General features: G+C 70.3%; 19 protein-coding genes and 1 pseudogene. 9 read left to right on the top strand and 11 right to left on the bottom strand.

Annotated features, from left to right (window positions below; genetic code table 11):
• The 4 genes from ACFYQ5_RS34535 to ACFYQ5_RS34520 all read left to right on the top strand — a co-directional run.
• Window positions 1-490 (top strand): hypothetical protein (locus tag ACFYQ5_RS34535; RefSeq protein ID WP_389203377.1); only part of this gene is annotated, 490 nt, incomplete at its 5' end.
• Between the two features lie 235 nt (window positions 491-725).
• Window positions 726-1,286 carry a PH domain-containing protein gene (locus ACFYQ5_RS34530; RefSeq protein ID WP_389203374.1) on the top strand — a complete coding sequence of 187 codons (561 nt, stop codon included), beginning with the start codon at window positions 726-728 and terminating at the stop codon, window positions 1,284-1,286.
• Window positions 1,283-2,857, top strand: coding sequence for a PH domain-containing protein (locus ACFYQ5_RS34525; RefSeq protein WP_389203372.1), 1,575 nt, complete (start codon window positions 1,283-1,285; stop codon window positions 2,855-2,857). The genes ACFYQ5_RS34530 and ACFYQ5_RS34525 overlap by 4 nt, the downstream gene beginning before the upstream one ends.
• A 57-nt stretch (window positions 2,858-2,914) precedes the next feature.
• Entirely contained in the window at window positions 2,915-5,104 is a 2,190-nt protein-coding gene (locus ACFYQ5_RS34520; RefSeq protein WP_389203370.1) for an MMPL family transporter, read from the top strand.
• A 102-nt stretch (window positions 5,105-5,206) separates the two neighbouring features.
• On the opposite strand, the gene ACFYQ5_RS34515 is transcribed toward ACFYQ5_RS34520, so the two are convergent.
• The gene (locus ACFYQ5_RS34515) at window positions 5,207-5,473 is read right to left on the bottom strand and encodes a DUF5988 family protein (RefSeq protein WP_389203369.1); all 267 of its coding nucleotides are present in this window, start codon (window positions 5,471-5,473) and stop codon (window positions 5,207-5,209) included.
• Window positions 5,474-6,027: 554 nt separating this feature from the next.
• Window positions 6,028-6,465 carry a MerR family transcriptional regulator gene (locus ACFYQ5_RS34510; protein WP_389203367.1) on the bottom strand — a complete coding sequence of 146 codons (438 nt, stop codon included), beginning with the start codon at window positions 6,463-6,465 and terminating at the stop codon, window positions 6,028-6,030.
• Window positions 6,466-6,622: 157 nt separating this feature from the next.
• Here ACFYQ5_RS34510 and ACFYQ5_RS34505 point away from each other — a divergent pair, with 157 nt between their 5' ends.
• Both ACFYQ5_RS34505 and ACFYQ5_RS34500 read left to right on the top strand, forming a co-directional pair.
• Window positions 6,623-7,696, top strand: a complete 1,074-nt coding sequence (locus ACFYQ5_RS34505; protein ID WP_389203365.1) for an alkene reductase — start codon at window positions 6,623-6,625, stop codon at window positions 7,694-7,696.
• A gap of 359 nt (window positions 7,697-8,055) precedes the next feature.
• Window positions 8,056-8,211: pseudogene (locus tag ACFYQ5_RS34500) on the top strand (hypothetical protein); the annotation flags it as partial.
• 5 nt (window positions 8,212-8,216) lie between these two features.
• On the opposite strand, the gene ACFYQ5_RS34495 reads toward ACFYQ5_RS34500, so the two are convergent.
• From ACFYQ5_RS34495 to ACFYQ5_RS34465, 7 genes are all read right to left on the bottom strand, one after another.
• A complete protein-coding gene (locus ACFYQ5_RS34495; protein ID WP_389203380.1) occupies window positions 8,217-8,357 on the bottom strand; it encodes a hypothetical protein in 141 nt (46 codons plus the stop codon).
• Window positions 8,354-9,325 carry a fumarylacetoacetate hydrolase family protein gene (locus ACFYQ5_RS34490; protein WP_389203364.1) on the bottom strand — a complete coding sequence of 324 codons (972 nt, stop codon included), beginning with the start codon at window positions 9,323-9,325 and terminating at the stop codon, window positions 8,354-8,356. The genes ACFYQ5_RS34495 and ACFYQ5_RS34490 overlap by 4 nt, the downstream gene beginning before the upstream one ends.
• A 105-nt stretch (window positions 9,326-9,430) precedes the next feature.
• Entirely contained in the window at window positions 9,431-10,369 is a 939-nt protein-coding gene (locus tag ACFYQ5_RS34485) for a VOC family protein (RefSeq protein ID WP_389203362.1), read from the bottom strand.
• A 13-nt stretch (window positions 10,370-10,382) separates the two neighbouring features.
• Window positions 10,383-11,438 carry an amidohydrolase family protein gene (locus ACFYQ5_RS34480; protein WP_389203361.1) on the bottom strand — a complete coding sequence of 352 codons (1,056 nt, stop codon included), beginning with the start codon at window positions 11,436-11,438 and terminating at the stop codon, window positions 10,383-10,385.
• A complete protein-coding gene (locus ACFYQ5_RS34475) occupies window positions 11,435-12,565 on the bottom strand; it encodes an FAD-dependent oxidoreductase (protein WP_389203359.1) in 1,131 nt (376 codons plus the stop codon). Before ACFYQ5_RS34475 ends, ACFYQ5_RS34480 begins: the two co-directional genes overlap by 4 nt.
• 24 nt (window positions 12,566-12,589) lie before the next feature.
• The gene (locus ACFYQ5_RS34470; protein WP_389203358.1) at window positions 12,590-13,555 is read right to left on the bottom strand and encodes a cyclase family protein; all 966 of its coding nucleotides are present in this window, start codon (window positions 13,553-13,555) and stop codon (window positions 12,590-12,592) included.
• Window positions 13,552-14,550, bottom strand: coding sequence for a fumarylacetoacetate hydrolase family protein (locus ACFYQ5_RS34465; protein WP_389203356.1), 999 nt, complete (start codon window positions 14,548-14,550; stop codon window positions 13,552-13,554). The genes ACFYQ5_RS34470 and ACFYQ5_RS34465 overlap by 4 nt, the downstream gene beginning before the upstream one ends.
• A gap of 127 nt (window positions 14,551-14,677) precedes the next feature.
• On the opposite strand from ACFYQ5_RS34465, the gene ACFYQ5_RS34460 reads away from it, so the two are divergent.
• Window positions 14,678-15,595: a LysR family transcriptional regulator gene (locus tag ACFYQ5_RS34460; protein WP_389203354.1), complete on the top strand. Its 918-nt coding sequence runs from the start codon at window positions 14,678-14,680 to the stop codon at window positions 15,593-15,595.
• 257 nt (window positions 15,596-15,852) lie between these two features.
• Complete coding sequence (locus ACFYQ5_RS34455) at window positions 15,853-15,999, top strand: SCO1431 family membrane protein (RefSeq protein ID WP_389203353.1); 147 nt, start codon at window positions 15,853-15,855, stop codon at window positions 15,997-15,999.
• A gap of 90 nt (window positions 16,000-16,089) precedes the next feature.
• Here ACFYQ5_RS34455 and ACFYQ5_RS34450 read toward each other — a convergent pair whose 3' ends face one another.
• Window positions 16,090-17,373 (bottom strand): glycoside hydrolase family 18 protein, encoded by a 1,284-nt coding sequence (locus ACFYQ5_RS34450; RefSeq protein WP_389203351.1) that lies wholly within the window; start codon window positions 17,371-17,373, stop codon window positions 16,090-16,092.
• A 352-nt stretch (window positions 17,374-17,725) separates the two neighbouring features.
• On the opposite strand from ACFYQ5_RS34450, the gene ACFYQ5_RS34445 reads away from it, so the two are divergent.
• Window positions 17,726-18,898 (top strand): acyl-CoA dehydrogenase family protein, encoded by a 1,173-nt coding sequence (locus ACFYQ5_RS34445; RefSeq protein WP_389203349.1) that lies wholly within the window; start codon window positions 17,726-17,728, stop codon window positions 18,896-18,898.
• Between the two features lie 415 nt (window positions 18,899-19,313).
• Here the strand turns inward: ACFYQ5_RS34445 and ACFYQ5_RS34440 are convergent, their stop codons facing one another.
• Window positions 19,314-19,733 (bottom strand): hypothetical protein, encoded by a 420-nt coding sequence (locus ACFYQ5_RS34440; protein ID WP_389203348.1) that lies wholly within the window; start codon window positions 19,731-19,733, stop codon window positions 19,314-19,316.
• Between the last annotated feature and the right edge of the window lie 180 nt (window positions 19,734-19,913).

The following is a 19,913-nucleotide window of genomic DNA, read 5'->3' as shown; positions in this document are numbered from 1 at the left end:
AGCCCGCTCCGTCAACGCCGCGATCAAACCCCGCCGCGCCGCCACATACAGCCCCAACAACGCCGGCACCGCAGTCAACAACACCCCCGACGCCGTAACCGCGAACGACAACTCCCACAACCGCGTCGCCACCAACGTCAACACACCCGTCAGCACCCACGCACCCCGCGGCCGCCCCGAATGCACCACCGCCGAATACGCCGCGAAAGGCGCCGCCGACGGCACCCACACCCCCGCCCCATCCACCGACGTCACCAACAACCCCGGCACCATCCACACCGACAACGACATCAACACCGCAGACACCGTCGCCACACCCAACACCACCAACGGCCACACCCGCCGCACCACCAACGCCACCACAACCACCAACTGCAACCCCAACCCCGCCCACGGCCCGAACCGCGAATGTTCTTCCCGGGGAAAGCCACTCCAGAAGGTGACGAAGATGTTGAGTGCGACGAGCGTGGCGGCGAGGATGGTGTCCTGAACGGCGTTGCGGTCCAACCATCGAATCGGCCTTATCACGCGGTCACCCTACTGGCGCTGACGAGTCCTGGAAGCCGACGTGGTCCTTAGGAGACATAGTTGCGTACGAAAGTGGGTACCGCGCCGCTGAAGTTGCAACCTTGGTCGCTTCCACTCCACACGAACCGCTCTGCCCGCTCTGCTGCCCCTCTTGTTTGGCTTGTTCCCATCAGAACAGTCGATCGGGCGGAGGAGCAGTGCCACAGCAGACGCGGCAGCCGGTACGACCGGTAGGGCAGGGTGCGGAGGCGGTCCCCGGCACCGCCACATCCGGCCTGCCCGGCATGCCGCGACCGGGCCACCGCGCGGACCGCAGGGCGGTCCACTGGTGGCTGACGCAGAACCTCCTGGTCGTCGTTCCGGTCCTCGTCACGCTCGCCCTGGTGGCGCGGATACCGGAGGCGCCGTCCTGGCTGTGGATCGTCTTCGCGGCCCTCGCACCTCTCAGCGCGGCCTACGCGCTGCTCAGCCCCTGGTACCGCTACCGCGTGCACCGCTGGGAGGCGAGCAGCGAGGCCGTGTGCGCCACGTCGGGCTGGCTCACCCGTGAGTGGCGCGTCGTGCCGTTCACCCGTATCCAGACCCTGGACACCAAGCGCGGCCCGCTGATGCAACTGTTCGGTCTGTCCGCGGTGACCGTCACGACCGCTTCGGCGGCGGGCCCGGTCACCATCGTCGGCCTCGATCAGCACCAGGCCGCCACGATGGTCCATGACCTCACCGAGCGCGTCCGTGCCCTGCACGAGGACGGCACGTGAGCGGGACCGCGCCGGTGCTCGACACACCTCCCGAGCCCCGGTCGCACCCGGCACCGGACTGGCAGCGCCTGCACCCGCGCATGATCGTGGTCAGCGTCAGCTGGCTGGTCGGCCCGGCGATCCCGCTGCTCGGCGCGATCTTCGTGGCGCGCGATTTGCTCAACGCCCACGGTCTGATCGTCCTCGGCTCCTACATCGTGGTGGCCGGTGTCCAGGCGGGGCACGAGTGGCTGCGCTACCGGACCACTCGTTTCCGGATCACCGATGACAAGGTCGAGCTGCACTCCGGACTGTTCTTCCGCAAGGACAAGTCGATCCCGCGCCACCACGTCCGCAGCGCCGACCTCACGGCGAACCCCGTGCACCGGCTCTTCGGACTCGCGGCCGTGAAGGTCGGCACCGGTCAGCACACCGGCCGCAGCGAGGGCGAGGAGCTGGTCCTCGACGGGATCTCGCGCGAGCAGGCCCTCCAGTTCCGGGCGGTGCTCCTGAACCGGACGGACGCGTCCTCCTCCCACGGTTCTGCCGCGAGCGCGCCGCTGCCCGTCCCGCTCGCGCGGATACGCTGGTCCTGGGCCCGGTACGCGCCGCTGACCGTCACCACCCTGGCCGGGGTCCTCGCCGTGGTCACCGGAGGATCCAAGCTCCTCGACACCCTCGGGCTCGACATCACCGACAGCGGCACCGCGCGGCACGTGTGGGACTGGCTGTCCTCCGTGCCGCTCGCCCTGGCCGTCGCGACCGTGGCGGTCGTGCTGCTCGCCATCGGTGTCATGGGCTCCCTGCTGGCCTTCGCCGAGGCCTGGTACGGGTACCGGCTCGAACGCGAACCGGAGGGTTCCCTCTCCCTCTTCCGGGGGCTGCTGACGTCCCGTTCGGTCTCCGTGGCCGAGCGGCGGATCTGCGGTGTGGAGCTCACCCAGCCGCTGCCGCTGCGCCTGCTCGCCGCGACCCGGCTCAACCTCCTGGCCACGGGGCTCGGCGGACACAACGCCCGCTTCACCCACCCGGCGCAGCTGATGCCTGCCGCGCCGCTCGACTTCGCGCACCAGATAACGGCGGCCGTGCTGAACGAGACGTCCTCGCCGCTCACCCAAGCGGTGTTGCGCGGCCACCCCCGGCCCGCACTGCACCGCCGGCTGGTGCGCGGTTGCCTGTTCGCCCCGGCCGGGGCAGCCGCCCTGGCCGGGGCCGGCGCGGGTAGCGGCCTGCTGCCCTGGTGGACCGTCGCCGCGGCCGCCCTGCTCACCGCGGGCTGCGGCGCTCTGCTCGCGCGGGACGCCTACCACGGCCTCGGACACGCCCTCTGCGGGGACCACCTGGTCGTAAGGCAGGGCACGTTCGTCCGCCGTACGGTCGTGCTGCGGAGGGCCCGGATCGTGGGCTGGACCGGCAGGCAGACGTACACGCAGCGTCGGGCCGGGCTGTGCACGCTGACCATCACGACCGCCGCCGGCAAGGGCGCGGTCCGGATCCGCGACGTCGGCGTCGCCGAAGGGCTCGGTTTCGTGGAGGTGGCGCTGCCGGGCCTCGTCAGACCGTTCTGCGGTACGCCGACCGACCACCACTGACCCCAAAGCCCTGAAAGACCAAATACTCCGGTGTGATCCGGAGTGGAGGAAGGAACCGTGTTCAAAGCACTAGGACGCTTCGTCGTCGGCCACCGCTGGCTGGTGATCATCGGCTGGCTCATCGCCGGTGCGGCCGTGATCGGCTACGCCCCGTCGCTGACCACCACTTCGGATCAGGCAGAGTTTCTTCCCAAGCACTACGAGTCGATCCAGGCGCAGAAGATCCAGCAGAAGGCGTTCCCGCAGGGCTTCAGCCCCTCGGCGATCGTGGTGTTCACGCGTGAGGACGGCAAGCCCCTGGACGAGGCCGACTCGGCCGAGGTCGCCAAGGTCGGCAATGCGCTGAAGGCCAAGCAGTACGACAAGGTGGAGCAGGTCATCACCGTGCCACCGTCGCCGCACAAAAAGGTGCAGACGGTGATGGTGTCGATGGCCGACGTGAAGGCCGGTGACAAGAGCCAGCAGCACGCGGTCGAGGACATGCGGGACGACCTCAAACCGCTGGTCGCCGACTCGGGGCTGAAGGTGGGTGTCACGGGCGACGCCGCCAACCAACTCGACAACGAGGAAGCCTCCAAGGAGGCCGACTCCCTCATCTTCCTCGGCACCATCGGGCTGATCATCATCCTGATGACGGTCATCTTCCGCAGTCCGACGATCACCGTGCTCACCATCATCGGCATCACGCTGGTCTCTCAGATCGCCAACGGCCTCATCGCGATCTCCGCCGAGGAGTTCAACCTCAAGGCCGACAGTTCGGTGTCGTCGCTGCTGATCGTGGTGCTCTTCGGCGTCGGTACCGACTACATCCTGTTCCTGATGTTCCGCTACCGGGAGCGGCTGCGGCTCGGTGAGGATCCGAAGACCGCGATGATCTCCGCCGTCGGCCGGGTCGGCGAGGCCATCGCCTCGGCCGCCGGAGCCGTCGTCGTCTGTTTCCTCGCGCTCATGCTGTCCTCGCTCAGCTTCCTCGTCTCCATGGGCCCGGCCCTGGCCATCGCCATCGGTGTGACGCTGCTCGCCTCCCTCACGCTGATCCCGGCGATCATCTCCCTGATGGGCACCAAGGTGTTCTGGCCGTCCAAGTCGTGGCAACGGGAGCCGCGCGCGGCCCGCTTCCTGGCCGTGGGCAAGGCCGTGGCGCGCCGCCCCGGCCTGTTCGCCATCGGTTCAGGGCTGCTCATGATCGTGCTGGCCCTCGGCTCGTTCGGGTACAAGCCGACGTTCGCCAGCCAGGTGGACGAGAACTCCACGATGGAGTCGCAGATCGCCCTGCACACGATGAGCAGTGACTTGCCCGTGGGCAGCACCAACCCCAGCAGCGTGCTGATGCGGTCCACGAACGGGGAGAAGCTCAGCGAGGCCGGCATGGAGGCCTTCGTCGGCAAGCTCAAGCAGGTGGACGGCGTGGGCAGCGCCACACGTACCCAGGTCAGCAAGGACGGCATGACCGCCGAGTTCAACGCGGTCCTGACGATGGATCCGAACGGCCGCGAGGCCATGGACGTCGTACGCGGTCCACTGCGCAGCACGGCGCACGAGGCGGCCCCCGAGGGCACCGAGACCAAGGTCGGCGGCATCACCTCGGTGTTCGTGGACATCAACAAGGCCGTCAACCGGGACTTCTCCGTGGTGTTCCCGACCGCGGCCGCGCTCATCATGCTCATCCTCGGCCTGCTGCTGCGCAGCGTCGTCGCGCCGATCTATCTCATGGTGTCGGTCGCGCTCGGCTTCGGCGCCACCCTCGGCGCGAGCGTGGTCCTCTTCCAGCAGATCGAGGGGCAGCCGGGCCTGACGTTCTTCCTGCCCGTCATCATGTACTTGTTCGTCGTGGCCATCGGCACCGACTACAACATCTTGATGGTCGCCCGGCTGCGGGAGGAGGCGAAGGAAGGGCTCACCCCGCGCGAGGCGACGGCCAAGTCGATTCAGCACGCGGGCCCGACGGTGGCCGCGGCCGGGGTGATCCTCGCCGGCACCTTCGCTTCCATGCTGCTGGCCAGCGATCCCTCGCTCTCCCAGATCGGGTTCGCGGTCGCCTTCGGCATCGTCATCGGGGCGTTCGTGATGGCGATGTTCTTCACGCCCGCCCTGACCGCCGTGCTCGGGCGGGCCGCGTGGTGGCCGCGCCGTGTCAGGTCCGAGCAGCCGCAGCAGGGGGCGCCGGGATACGCCGACGACCTCCAGGAGCAGCTGGTCCCGACACAGGGGGGCGGCCACTACGCGCCCCAGGACCGGCGCGACTGAACGACAGAGGAGGTGCCCCACCGCTTTCGCGGTGGGGCACCTCCTCTGTGGTGCCTCGGCGACCCTGTGGTGCCTCCTGCGACCGGGGCCAGGGTGCACCGCCTATTCGGCGATCTTCGTCCGCGCGACCCAGCGGAGCTTCAGCGGACCGGATTCCTCCTCGGAGGTGGAGGCGGTGAAGCGGACCGGCGCGTCGATGAACTCGTAGTGTTCATATCCGTTCCCGTGCCGAATCTTGATCTTCTCGGCGGAGCAGATCACTTCGTTGAGTTCGGCGAGGACAACATTCCCGGAAAGCGTGCTCGGGCCACCTTCGAGATGGACGGAGTTCAACGTGATGGCGGAGACGCTGTCGTCGATTCCTCGCATGGGTCACCTCTCGTCTTGACACCTCGGACCTATCAGATTGTTCAGCGGTCACGAGGTGTTCGGATAGCCCCATGGCACCCCTGAACAACCCCTACCTTCCGTGCCGTTCGGCCAGAGTGCTGCAACCGCGCTCGGCGTGATGGCCGTTCAGTTCAAGGGTTGTGGCCTCGTCCGATCGCATCCGTCCTCCGCCAAGGTGCGCCGGAACGGAGTCTCCCGGGGCGGCCGGCGAATCGGCTGCCCGGTCCATCAGAGAAAGCCCCGGAAGCGCGCGTCACGCCAAGGTCCCGGACTCCATTGCGTTTACGGCCCCAAAAGCTCGAAGAGTTCCGCTTCTCCACCGGCGGACCGGAGCGCTGCCGCACTCCACGCTCCGCGCTGCGATGTGCGACATCCCGTGAATTCTTCTGAGCGCCACCGTGTCCCCCAGGTCGTGGCAAGGGCGCTCGCCTTCGCTCCGGGACCTCTTCGCGGCCTGATGCAACATCAGAGTTCATCGATGGGCAGGGTGAAGGCGAGGAGGCCCAGGGCGAAGACTCCGCCGCCGCGTCGGCTCACACGGAGGCGGCCCCACACGAAGGCGGCGTGTCGTTCTGGGTCACCGCCGATTCGTCCGCGACAGGGACCGGGTGCGGCAGGGACTCGCGGTGGGCCCGGGCCACGGTCACCATCCTGTCAAGGGTGTCCCGGGCCCGCAGGAGATCGTCGATCTGCGCCGTGATCCGCTCGCGTTCGCGGGCCATCCGCTCCAGCGTGGCGTCGGAGTTGTGCTTGCTCGGGGTGTCGCGGCACGGCATGAGTTCGGCGATGGTGCTGCTGGAGAGGTCGGCCGCGTACAACCCCTGGATGAAGTGGACGCGGTCCACGTCGTGTTCCGTGTACTGCCGTTGTCCGCTCGGCGTGCGGGTGCTGGTGAGCAGTCCCCGCTGTTCGTAGTAGCGCAATGACCGCACACTCACTCCGGCGCGTGCCGCGAGTTCCCCGATCCGCATGACTGCCTCCCGCGGTGGTCCACAGCACCGCGGGGCATGTGGTGCACCCCACACGGATCCGCGGTGTTCTCCCGGTTGCCTCTGACACCGGTGTCAGGTTTTAGCGTACACATGTGCTTCGGCAGCCGGAACACATGTGTACGCGAGGAGAACCGACATGCCGTCCCTGTTCAGCAGTTACCGTCTCGGCGAGCTCACGCTTCCCAGCCGGACCGTCATGGCCCCGATGAGCCGCGTCCGGGCCGCCGCCGGCGGTCTGGCCACCCCCTCGATGGCTACCTACTACGCGCAGCGCGCCACCGCCGGACTGATCGTCACGGAGGGTGTCCAGCCCAGCCGCGTCGGACAGTCCAACCCGGGCACACCCGGCCTGCACACCGACGAGCAGACGGATTCCTGGCGGCAGGTGACGGGCGCGGTCCACGCCAGCGGCGGGCGCATCTTCGCCCAGATCATGCATGGCGGCCGGGTCTCGCACCACGAGACCACGGGCCTTCAACCGATCGGCCCGTCGGCCGTGTCCGGCGAGGGCAGCGTATTCACTCCGAACGGCCCGCAGCCGATGCCCGTGCCTCGGGCCCTGGAGACCGACGAGGTTCCCGAGCACGTCCGGTCCTACGCACACGCTGCTCGCGGCGCCATCGACGCGGGCTTCGACGGGGTCGAGCTGCACGGCGCCAACGGCTACCTGATCTCCCAGTTCCTGTCGTCCAACGCCAACCTGCGCGACGACCGGTACGGCGGCTCGATCGCCAACCGGATCCGTTTCGCCGTCGAGGCGGTCGCCGCCACCGTCGAGTCCGTGGGCGCAGCCCGTACCGGCATCCGCCTGTCGCCCGGCGGCGGTATCTGGGGTGTGACCGAGGACGACGCGGCCGAGCTGAACACCGCTCTCCTGACGGAGCTGACCCGCCTCGACCTCGCTTACGTGCACCTGGAGGCCACCACCGACGAGGAAATTCTCCTCCAACTGCGCAAGACCTGGCCGGGCACCCTGATAGTCAACCCCACCATGCCCGGTGGCCCGAAGCAGACCGGGATGGCGGAAGCCGACCGCTGGCTGGGCCTGGGCGCCGACCTGATCGCCTTCGGCCGCGGCTTCCTCGCCAACCCCGACCTGGTCGAACGCCTGCGCTCAGGCCTGCCCGTCGCGCCCGCCGACGAGAACACCTTCTACCAGGGCGGCGACGCCGGGTACATTACCTACCCGACGTACCAGCACACGGCCTGACGGTCTCACCGCAGGTAGCGGAACTCCGTACGAACCCTGCCGCTGGACCAGGCGGACCGCGCAGGTTCACCACGAACCTGCGGCTCCATCCCCCAGAACCGGGACACCACATCCTCAGGTTCGCGTTGAAAAGGCCTTCAGACTCCGCGAACTCGCGGGCCTGCACGGCCCGGGGACAGGTAAGCCCGCAGGTGAGGTGAGGCCGGCGTCGTCTCCGTCGCCGGTGTCTTGGTGATCCCAGGCAGCCGCAGGGGCGTGTGCCAGGCCCTGGCGGGCAACCGAAACGTGCTGCTGCTCGCCCTGGTCGCCATGGGACGAGCTGCAGCGCTCTCGCCGGTTCCGCGCTGGTCTTCGCGGCCATGCACCTCGCCCTCGCCGCCCTGTCCCTCTGGCTACGGCAGGACGCGATGCCGAGCATGCTGATCCGGCGTCCGGACAGCTTCGCGCAGCTGCCGGTGAGCTTCTGCCCGACGTGGATGATGGGCGTGTTCTCCGCGGTCGTGCCGTTCGCCTTCGTCGGCTACTTCCCCTGCCTCTGCATCCTCGGCAGCACCGACGCGCCGTTCGTCCGGCTCCTGCCTCTCGCGGGCCCCTGGCCGCGGGCGGCACCGGTGACGACCACGGCCTTGTCCTGGAGCCTCGGTACGCGCAGGCCGGTCACGGCCGCTCCCTGGTGCGGCGACGGCCGGCCGGCAGTGCCACGGGCTCGACGCCCGGGACGACGGTGCTGGTCAGCGTGCCGATGCCCTCGACCGTGAGGGTGACGGTGTCCCCGGGTTCCAGCGGCGGCGGGGTCTGCTCGCCGCTCAGGCCCCACAGTTCGGCGAGACAGCCGCCGTTGCCGCAGGTGCCGGAGCCGAGTACGTCACCGGGCACGACCCGGGTGCCGCGTGAGGCGTAGGCGGTCATCTCCTCGAAGGTCCAGCTCATGTTGGAGAGCAGGTCCTCGCCGACCGTCCGGCCGTTGATCCCGGCGGTCAGAGCGAGCCGCAGGAAGCCGTCGGTGTCGCGGTAGGGCTCGAGCTCGTCGGCGGTCACCAGGTACGGGCCGAGCGTGGTCGCGGTGTCCTTGCCCTTGCAGGGACCGAGACCGACCTTCATCTCGGCGGACTGCAGATCACGGGCGGACCAGTCGTTGAAGACCGTGTAGCCGACGATGTGGTCGCGGGCCTGCTGCGGGGTGAGGTCGCGGCCCTCCCGGCCGATGACGGCGGCGACCTCGAGTTCGAAGTCGAGCACGGCGGAGCCGGGCGGGACGGGGACGCCGTCCTGGGGACCGTAGATCGCGTGCGGGTTGGTGAAGTAGAAGGTCGGCGCCGCGTACCACTGGCCGGGCACACCGGCGACGCCGTCGACCGAGCGGCGCACACCTTCGACGTGCTCCTCGAAGGTGACGAAGTCGCGTACCGAGGCGGGCCGGAGCGGAGGCAGCAGCCGGACCTGGGAGACATGAGGGCCGGCCGGTACATCGAGTGCCGCCGCGCCCGCGGCGAGCAGTCCGGGCAGCCCGTCGGTCTCCGCGAGCAGTGTGGTGAGGGACGAGACGTCGGGCAGGGGGAAGAGCGTGCCGTCCTCTTCCACGACGGCCACCCGGTGGCGGTGCTGATGCTGGTAGGCGGCGAAACGCATCGTGCGGCTCCAGGAGGGAGGGCGGTTCAGGGGGCGCGCCGCGGCCGTGCCCGACGATGGCGGGAACACGGCCGTGGAGGCCGCCTGGTGGCGAGTGGTCCGGGATCAGACGGGCGGGGCGACGAACACGCCCCGGTCGGGGTCGTTGAAGGACTCCTTGGCGACGAGTTCGTTCATCGCGTTGGCGGTGCCCCACTGGTCGGTGACCTCGGGCTGCGAGAAGTCGTAGACGTGCGGGTGCCAGGTGTCCTCGTCGAGCAGCTCCAGCTCCGTCGTGTACTCGACGGTGTTGCCGTGCGGGTCGAGGAAGTACGTGAAGGTGTTGTCGCCCGCCATGTGCCGGCCCGGCCCCCAGATCTTGCGGAATCCGGCCCGCATCACCCGGCCGGAGCCACGCATGTACTCGTCGATGCCGCGCATCTCGAAGGAGATGTGGTGCAGGGCGGTGTGCGGGCCCTGGGCGATGGCCATGGAGTGGTGCTGGTTGCTGATCCGCATGAAGTGCATGACCTCGCCCATGTGCGGCGAGGCGAGCGTGTCGGAGAGCGCGAAGCCGAGATGGCGCTCGTACCACTCCCGGGTGCGGTTCAGGTCGGGGGAGTTGAGGACGACGTGGGAGAGCTTGACCGGGATGGCCTCCTTCTCCTCGATCCTCCTGTGCCGGCGGACCTCGACGTCGGCCGAGACCTCGATGGTGCGGCCGTCGACGTCGAAGAAGCGGAAGCCGTACCCGCCGCCCGGGGTGTCCACGCTGCCGGGCTGCGAGATCAGCTGTACGCCGCCGGCCAGGAGCCGCTCGGCGAGGGTGTCGACGTCGGCCGGGTTCGCGGCGCCGTAGGAGACGAGGTCGAGCCGCTTCTCCTCGGCCTCGCGCAGCCGTACGACGTACTGCTCGGGGGAGCCCTCGGCGGCCAGGAAGGAGATCCCGGAGTCCTCGGAGACCTTGGTGAGGCCCCAGACGCCGGCGTAGAAGTCGAGCTGCTTGTCGTAGTCCGGCACCGCCAGGTCGACGTGACGCAGGTGGGTGAGCAGGCGTGCGCTCATGGTGGTTTCCTCCTCAGGCGTGGGTGGGGTCGAACAGGGCGGCGGCGTTGTCACCGCGTACGGCGTCGAAGGCGGCCTGCGGCAGTCCGGCGGCGCGCAGGGCGGCGAGCGGGTCCTCGGCGCCCATGTCGAAGGGGTAGTCGGAACCGAGGAGCACGCGGTCGGCCCCGGCCACCCGGATCAGCTCGCGCAGGACGTGCGGGTCGTGGACGAGGGAGTCGAAGTACAGCCGCTTGAGGTAGCTGCTCGGCAGGTGGGCGCAGCCGGCGCCCGCGTCGGAGCGGGCGGACCAGGCATGGTCGGAGCGGCCGATGTGGGTGGGCAGGTAGCCGCCGCCGTGGGCGGCGATCAGCTTCAGGCCGGGGTGGCGGTCGAGGACACCCGAGAAGATGAGGTGGGAGAGTGCGACGGCGTTCTCGGTGGGCTGGCCGACCGTGTTGGACAGGTACCAGCGGTCCAGGCGCTCGTCGAGCGTGCAGCCGAAGGGATGCAGGAAGACGATCGCGCCCGTCTCGTCGGCCCGGGACCAGAAGGGCTCGTACGCCGGGTCGGACAGTTCCCGCGCCGGGGCGTGGCTGGAGATCTCCACCCCGGGCAGGCCCTGTTCCAGGGCGTGATCGAGGGCGTGCACCGCCAGGTCCGGGTGCTGGAGAGGTGCGAGCCCGAGTCCGCGCAGCCGGCCGGGGGCGGCCGAGCAGTGTGCGGCCGTCGCCTCGTTGGCGGTCCGGTACACCTTCTCGGCCGTCTCCTCGCCGGCCCAGTAGTGGTAGTGCGAGGGGGAGGGACTGACCAACTGGATGTCCACGCCCTGGGCGTCCATCGCGGCCAGGCGTTCGGCGGGGTCGGTCAGCCGCGGGATCCGCTCGCGCACCATGGGGCCGCTGACGGCGAGGGCCGCGGGGCCGTTCCGGCGGGCGTCGAGCTCCTTGGCCTCGGCCAGGCCGGGCAGGCCGGCCACGAGCGCCTCGACCTCGGGGAGCAGGACATGGGCGTGCACGTCCACGGTGGGGGAGGGGCGCGCGGGAACGCTCGACGAGGGGCGGTGGCCGGGCGACGGGCGGGCGGTCACGGCAGCTCCCGCAGCATCGTCATGGTGCGGCCCATCAGGCCGGGAACGTCGGCGTCGCGTACTCCGTCGAGCTGCCACTGCCCGATCTGTACGGAGGCCTCCACGACCGGGCGGACGCGGGCGATCCGCCGCTCGTAGTACGCCTGGAACAGGGCGTCGTCCCAGGTGTCGGAGCCGGTCAGCATGTGCGCCAGCACCCAGGCGTCCTCCAGGGACAGGGCGGCGCCCTGCGCGAGGGTGGGCGGGCAGCAGTGGGCGGCGTCGCCGACGAGCACGACCCGGCCCCGGTGCCACGATCCCTCGACCAGCATGCGGTCGAACCAGGTGTAGTTGACCTGGGCCGGGTCGGTGATGTGCTCGGTGATCTCCGGCCAGTTGCCGCCGTAGGCGGAGGACAGTCGGCGCATCTCGTCGGCGTACGACTCCGGGGGGATCGTGGCGCGGTCCCGGCAGGCCTCGACGACGTACGCGTAGAGCGTGGTGTCGCTGGTGGGGCAGTAGCCGGCGATGTACGCCGGGCCGCCGTAGGCGAGGTCCGTCCGGGTCACCCCGGCCGGGCGCGGGACGGCCGCACGCCAGATGGCCATGCCGGTCGGCTCCGGCGCGGCGGTGATACCGATGGTGGCCCGGGTGGTGGAGCCGAGGCCGTCCGCGGCGATCACCAGGTCGTAGCGGCCCTCGGTGCTGTCCGTGAACCGGACCGTGACACCGTCGGTGTCCTGGTCGAAGCTCGCGGCCCGGGTGCCCAGACGGACCCGGGCCCCGCTCGCGCGGACCGCCTCGATCAGGATCTGCTGGAGCCGGGGCCGCTGCATGCCGACGGTGGCGGGCAGGTCGTCACCGCCGGTGCGCAGGCCGTCCTGGACGTGCAGGACCGTGCCGTCGGGGGCGGTGATGCCGACAGCGTCGAAGCCGGCGCCGGACGCCTCCACCTGGTCCCAGACACCCAGTTCGCGCAGCACGCGCAAGGCGTTGCCCTGGAGGGTGATGCCGGAGCCCGCGGTCGCGTTCCAGTCGTCCCGGGCCTCGATCAGGTCCACCGCGAAACCGGCGCGGCGCAACAGGACCGTCACGGCGTTGCCGGCCGCACCGCCGCCGACGACGAGGATCGTGCGGGTTTCAGTCATGGGGGAACTCCTTTGTTCCGCTGATTACTTGACGGCGATCGGATTGACGGGCGAGCCGACCGCGCCGGTGATGGGAAGGGGTGCGGCGACCAGCAGGAAGTCGTACACACCGTCAGCGGCGCAGTCCTCGGCGAGCGCGTCCAGGTCCCACATCTCGCCGATCAGCAGCCCGATGTGCGGAATGGCGACCTGGTGCAGCGGCTGGAAGGCGTGCTCGAACTCATTGGGCCGCACCTCGAAGCCCCAGGTGTCGGTGGCGATCGCCGCGATCTCGCTGCCCTGCAGCCAGCCCGCGGTGGTGAACGAGAGACCGGGCGCGGGCCCGCCCGCGTACTCGCCCCAGCCGTCGCGGCGTACCCGCGTCAGCTGACCGGTGCGCACCACGACGAGGTCGCCGCGTCCCACGGTCACGCCGTGGGCGGCGGCGGTCGCCGTCAGGTGCTCCTCGGTGATCGCGAATCCGTCCGGCAGCCCGCCCTCACGGTCGCCGATCACCCGTCCCACGTCCAGGAGCACACCGCGTCCCGCGACGTGCGGCGCCATGTGCTCGATGCCGGTGACCAGGTCACCGTCGGACGTGACGACCTGCTCGGCGGGGCGGCCGTTCCACGCCTTGCCGTGGTCGAATATGTGCCCGAGCCCGTCCCACTGCGTCGAGCACTGCAGGGGCATGGCGATCACGTCGTCGGCGCCGCCGATGCCGTGCGGCAGACCCTGGTTCCCCAGGGCGGCGTCGGTGCCGGTGTCCAGCATGGTGTGCACCGGATTGGTTCGCCGCCGCCAGCCCTTCTGCGGGCCGTCGATGTCGAAGCGCTGGGACAGCGAGAAACTGACGCCGCGTCGGACGAGTGCCGCCCCCTCCCGCCGCTTGGACTCGTCGAGGAAGTTCAGGGTGCCGAGCACGTCGTCCTGGCCCCACCGGCCCCAGTTGGAGCACTTCTTCGCCGCATCTGCTATCGAGCCCTCGGGGTCGGTGCGGTCGATGCTCATGGCGCCTCCGCGACACAGCGGGTGCGCTGTGCGCCGAGCCCGGTGACGGAGCTGTCCATGACGTCCCCGTCACGCAGGAGACGGCCCCAGTGCATACCGTTCCCGGCGGGTGAGCCGGTGAGCACCAGGTCGCCGGGGAGGAGACGGGCGGACTGCGACGCGTAGGAGATCACTCGCGCCACGTCGAAGATCATGTCCTCGGTGGACTCGTCCTGCATGATCTCGCCGTTGAGCTTCAGCGTGAGCCGCAGGTCGTGGGTGTCCCCGACGGACTCGGCCGGCACGATCCAGGGGCCGAGCGGGGTGAACCCCGGGGCGTTCTTGCTGCGGAGCCAGTCGGTGCCGATCTGCGGCATGTCGCGGCGGAACACGGTCGCCCGGTCGGTCAGGTCATTGGCGATGGTGTAGCCGGCGACGTACGTCAGGGCGTCCTCGACGGAGACCTGGTGGGCGGGCCGGCCGATCACCACGGCCAGCTCCAGCTCCCAGTCCGGCTTCCCGGCCCAGGAGGGGAGCACGACATCGTCGTACGGACCGGTGACCGCGCTGGGCAGGCCGATGAACACGTACGGCAGGTCGTCGGCCGCCCGCCGGTCCATGATCTCCGCCGCCTCCGCACGGCGCTCCTCCTCGGGGCGGTCGTCGCCCGGGGCCCGGTGCGCGACATGCAGGTCGATGACGTGCTGCCGGTAGTTGGCCCCCGACTGGAAGACCTGCCGCGGCTCGACGGGCGCGTGTACCCGGAAGCCGGCCAGCGGGCTGCGGTCGGAGCCGTTCCCGTCGGACAGGGCCCGCAGTCGCGGCAGAGCCGTCTCCCAGCGGTCCAGCAGGTCACGGACCGTCAACCGCTCCTCGCCGAAGGCGACTCGCAGATCGGTCACCCGGCCGTCGGGAGTGACGAGGGCAGGGAACGCCGGCCCGTCCGGGGCCGACAGGGTGCCGAGGGCGAACGGTCCGGCGAAGAGCGCGGACGCGGATTCAGGTTTCACGAACATGTCCTCCTGATTGCGGTGTGACCAATCTGGACCCGGCACCTGCAATCAGGGAAATCGATTCTGTGGATAATCGGTATCCATCGCGTTTATTCCTGCCTGGTCGGTGCCCCACCGCAAGAGGAGTCCCGTGAACCTGGCCAGCCTTGACCTGAACCTAGTCGTTGCTCTGCGAGCTCTCCTGGAGGAACGCAATGTGACCAGGGCCGGTCAGCGTGTCGGGCTCAGTCAGCCGGCCATGAGCGCCGCCCTGGCCCGGCTGCGCCGGCACTTCGACGACGACCTGCTCGCGCGGGTCGGCGGCCACTACGAGCTCACCGCGCTCGGCCAGGTCCTCCTCGACCGCACCTCGACGGCCTGCGACGTACTGGAGCGTCTCTTCGCCAGCCAGGCCGACTTCGACCCGGCCAAGGAGAGCCGGGAGTTCAAGCTGGTCGCGTCCGACTACGCCGTCGCCCTGTTCGGCACCGAGCTGGCCCACGTCGTGCACGAGGAGGCGCCCGGTATCCGGCTCCGTTTCACCCAGAGCCCCGCCACGGTGGTCGACGACACCGCCGCCCTGCTGAGCGCCACCGACGGCCTGCTCATGCCGCACGGCGTCATCAGCGGTTTCCCCGCCACCGACCTCTACGACGACCGCTGGGTATTCATCGTCGCGGACGACCATCCGGGCGTCGGTGACCGGCTCACCCACCAGGACCTCGCCCGGCTGCCCTGGGTCACCTATCAGCGCACCTATGACGCCCCCGCCGTACGGCAGTTGGGCATGCTCGGCATCGAGCCGCGCGTGGAGGTCTCCGTCGACAGCTTCCAGCTGCTCCCCCTCATGGTGGCCGGCACGCGGCGTATCGCCCTGGTCCAGGCCCGGCTCGCCCGGCTCCTCTCGCCGCTCGCCGCCGTGCGGACCCTGGAGCCCCCGTACGAAGCGGTGCCGCTGCGGGAGGCGCTGTGGTGGCACCCGGTGCACACGCACGACGCCGCCCACATATGGCTCCGGGAGACCGCCGCCCGGGTCGGGCGGGGGCTGGGGGCATCCCCCGAGGCGTGAGGCCAGCCACAGCGACGGGGGAAGTCCCGGGCGCCCGGCCCGGCCGCGGCGCGGCGATGTGGCGTCCCCCACAGCCCGCGCCGCCCGCCGCACGGTCTCGATTCGGCTGCCCCGTGCGGCAGCGGGGGAGGGGGTGGGCTGCCCGTCCTCCGCCCGGCGGCCGCTGTGACCCGGATCTCTACCGCGCCGGCCGCCTCCGCTGGCACTGTGGTCGGGTCACGGGGGACGCCCACTGCCGAACGACCGAGTGAGATGCCATGACCGCGACCACAGCCGAGAACCGGACCCACTCCCCTGCCCGCACCGGCGGTCCCGAGGACGGGCCGAAAATCCTGGAGCACGTCCTGGGCTGGACGCTCGTCGTCGTCCTGGCCATGTTCGTCACTCAGGCAGGGCTCATGTGACCCGCCACCACCGCTCACGACGGGTGGGGTGGGGCGCCCGCCCGGCACCCCACCCCTGACCCGCCCTGCGGTGCGTGTACCCCGCCGGGGCTAGTTGATGGCCTTGATGAGCTCACCGTCCGCGGTGTCGCCGCTGAGCTCCCAGAAGAAGGTGCCGCCCAGGCCCTGCTGGTTCTTGTAGTCCATCTTCGTGGCGATGGTGGACGGGGTGTCGTAGCTCCACCAGTCGGTGCCGCAGTGGGCGTATGCCGTGCCCGCCACGGTGCCCGTCACGGGACAGCTGTTCTTGAGGACCTTGTAGTCCTCGATGCCCGCCTCGTACGTCCCCGGGGCCGCTCCGGTCGCCGTGCCGCCCGGCTCCGACTGGGTGACGCCGGTCCAGCCGCGGCCGTAGAAGCCGATGCCCAGCAGCAGCTTGTCCGCGGGGATGCCCAGTCCCTTGAGCTTGGAGATCGCCGCGTCGCTGTTGAAGCCCTCCGTCGGGATGCCCGGGTAGGAGGTCAGAGGTGAGTGCGGAGCCGTCGGCCCCTGCGCCGCGAACGCGCCGAAGAAGTCGTACGTCATCGGGTTGTACCAGTCGAGGTACTGCGCGGCCCCCGCGTAGTCCACCGCGTCGATCTTGCCGCCGTCGGATCCGTCTGCGGTGATCGCCGAGGTGATCAGGTTGTCGGTGCCGAACTTCGAGCGCAGCGCCGACAGGAGGCCGCCGTACGCGTCGCGGCCACTGGTGTCGCAGGTCAGGCCGCAGGCGTTCGGGTACTCCCAGTCGATGTCTATGCCGTCGAAGACGTCGGCCCAACGCGGGTCCTCGACCAGGTCGTAGCAGGAATCGGCGAAGGCGGCGGGGTTCTGCGCGGCCTCGGCGAAGCCGCCGGACCAGCTCCACCCGCCGAAGGACCAGATGACCTTCAGGTCGGGGTGCAGCTTCTTCAGCTTGCGCAACTGGTTGAAGTTACCGCGCAGTTCCTGGTCCCAGGTGTCCGCGACACCGTCCACCGACTGGTCGGCCGTGTAGGCCTTCTCGTAGTCGGCGTAGCTGTCCCCGATGGTGCACTTGCCGCCCTGGACGTTGCCGAAGGCGTAGTTGATATGCGTCAGTTTGTCGGCCGAGCCCGAGGTCTCGATGTTCTTGACGTGGTAATCGCGCTGGTAGACACCCCAGTTGGTGAAGTATCCGACCACCTTGTCGCCCGCCGCGGTGGGGGCGGCTCCGACGGCAGCCGGTGCGGCGGCCTCGGGAGCAGTGGGAGCAGTGGGGGCGGCGCCCGCGGACGACGTACCTGCGACGCCGAGCAGGGCGGCACCGAGCGCGGCGGTACAGACGGTGGCGGCGAGCGCCCGGAGGCGGGCGCGAGGACGGTGAAGTCCGGTCATTGTGGCTCCTCGTGGGGGAGGGCTTGGGTGCGGGGGGAGGCCTGCCCCGTCCATTCGGAGTTGGCATGGACGCGATGAGGCATTGGGGGAGACCGTAGAAGGACTAGACCAGTTGGGTCAATGGTTCGGACCAATTTCCCTGATCACGGCTTCCCGTACCCGGTGACGCGTGCGCTCCGATCGGGCATACTCAACGCGCCACAGCCGCCGACCGGCGCCTCCCGTGATCCGGGAAGGCAGGATCGGCGGGGGAGCCGTAGATTTCCGGGCATCGCCCGGGACCACCCGGCGGCGCCGCGCACACCCCGCGCGCGCGACCGTCGTCACGCCCGACAGGGAGGAGAGCGCCGTCATGTCCGACCGTGCCCCGCAGCCGGTGGAACGCCGTCTGCCCACCGAGGAGTCCCGGCAGCTCGTCGAGCTCGTACGCGACATCGTGTCGAAGGAAGTCGCTCCCCGGGCGGCCGAGGAGGAAGAGGCGGGCTTCTTCCCGCGCCCGGTCTTCACCCTCCTCTCCGAAGCCGGGCTGCTCGGACTGCCGTACGACTCGGCGCACGGTGGCGGCGACCAGCCGTACGAGGTCTATCTCCAGGTCCTGGAAGAGCTGGCTGCCGCCCGGCTCACCGTCGGCCTCGGCGTCAGCGTCCACTCGCTGGCCTGCCACGCCCTCGCCGGATACGGCACCGAGGAGCAACGGGCCGCCCATCTCCCGGCGATGCTCTCGGGTGGCCTGCTGGGCGCCTACTGCCTCTCCGAGCCGTCCTCGGGCTCCGACGCCGCCTCGCTCCGCACGAAGGCCGTACGGGACGGCGAGGACTGGGTTCTCACCGGGACCAAGGCCTGGATCACGCACGGCGGCATCGCCGACTTCTACACGGTGCTGGCCCGCACCGGGGAGGACGGCCCCCGTGGCATCACCGCCTTCCTCGTTCCCGGCGACGCCGAGGGCCTCGACGCGGCCCTGCCCGAGAAGAAGATGGGCATGAAGGGCTCGCCCACCGCCCAGCTGCACTTCGACGGCGTACGGATCTCCGGCGACCGCCGCATCGGTGACGAAGGGCAGGGCTTCGCCATCGCCCTGTCAGCACTCGACTCGGGACGGCTGGGAATCGCCGCCTGCGCCATCGGCGTCGCCCAGGAGGCCCTCGACGAGGCGGTCGGATACGCCACCGGCCGACGTCAGTTCGGCCGGCCGATCGCGGACTTCCAGGGCCTGCGCTTCATGCTCGCCGACATGGCCACCCGGATCGAGGCCGGACGTGCCCTCTACCTGGAAGCCGCCCGGCTCCGCGACGCGGGCCTGCCGTTCTCGCGGCAGGCGGCCATGGCGAAGCTCTTCTGCACCGACGCGGCGATGCAGGTGACCACCGACGCGGTCCAGGTGCTCGGGGGCTACGGCTACACCCTCGACTTCCCGGTGGAGCGGCTGATGCGCGAGGCCAAGGTGCTCCAGATCGTCGAAGGCACCAACCAGATCCAGCGCATGGTCATCGCCCGCCACCTCGCGGGTCCCGAGACCCGCTGACCCGCACGGTCCGGTCCGACCGGACGGGCGTCGTCATGATCCGGTTCCACTCCGGGTCAGGGCGGCCCGGCGCGGTCCGGCCCGTGCTCTTCCGATGGCGCAGCAGGGCCTGGTCGACGGGAGGGCCGGTGGTGTGCGGCGCGGACTGCCCTGCGGGCTCGCGAGGCGGCGGCCCGGGCTGAGGAACCGATTCTCCGGATGCCGGTGCGGCGAGACGGCGGCGGACGGCGCCGGCCGTTGGATGCGGCGTGGTCATACAGAGCCAACGCCGCCACGGGGCCCCGGGTCACTGCCGGCCGATTCGCGCGCCCGTTCCTCGGGTGCGTGGCCACCGGCCGTCCGGTGAACTGTCCGCACCACGCCGGCCCGGCCGTCGTGGTGCGCGCAGAGGTGCGTCTCCAGGGGCTCGGGAACGTCAGGCGGCGTGACGCCGCGTCTGCGGCACGTACCGCAGGGGACGCGAACCAGGACCGCCGGCGTGCGAGAAGGGCTGCATCCGCCAGTCGAGCCCCTGAGGGAGCGTCAACAGCAGTGCGGTCTCCTGCTCCTGCGCCTCGAGCGACTCATCGGCCGGGCGTGCCCGGGAGGCGTCGCGATGCGTACCGGGGCAGACGGTGAGGACGAACGGGTTCCACGGCGAAGGGCACAGCGCGTGCTCGGGGAGCACCTCCTCGTCCGCCAGCAGGGCGATCGGCTGGGCGCAGTCCGGGCAGATCACCCGGTACATCTCGAATGTGTCGTAGGCGTCGGGAACGGCGTCCTCGTCGGGAGCCGCGTATGCGGCGTCCTGATCGGGTTGATGTTCGGTAGGTCCGGTGAGCTTCAGGCTCTGCATGGTCTTTCCCCCCTCGGGTGGGCCGGCAAGGCGCCACGGCCTCGGCCACAGCAAGCACTTCCCGTGGGAAGTCGGCCCTAACCGCGAGGCTGCCGGCTACCCACCCGTAAACCTGTGGTGTTCGTCACACGCCCCTCGAACGCGCCCTTCCGGGGCTCCCACGGCTGTGCCTGGAGGGCC

This window comes from Streptomyces sp. NPDC005794 (assembly GCF_042871445.1).
In the GTDB taxonomy this organism is placed as follows: domain Bacteria; phylum Actinomycetota; class Actinomycetes; order Streptomycetales; family Streptomycetaceae; genus Streptomyces.
Note: the sequence above shows the minus strand (reverse complement) of the source record. Positions and strands in the feature narration are given on the sequence as shown.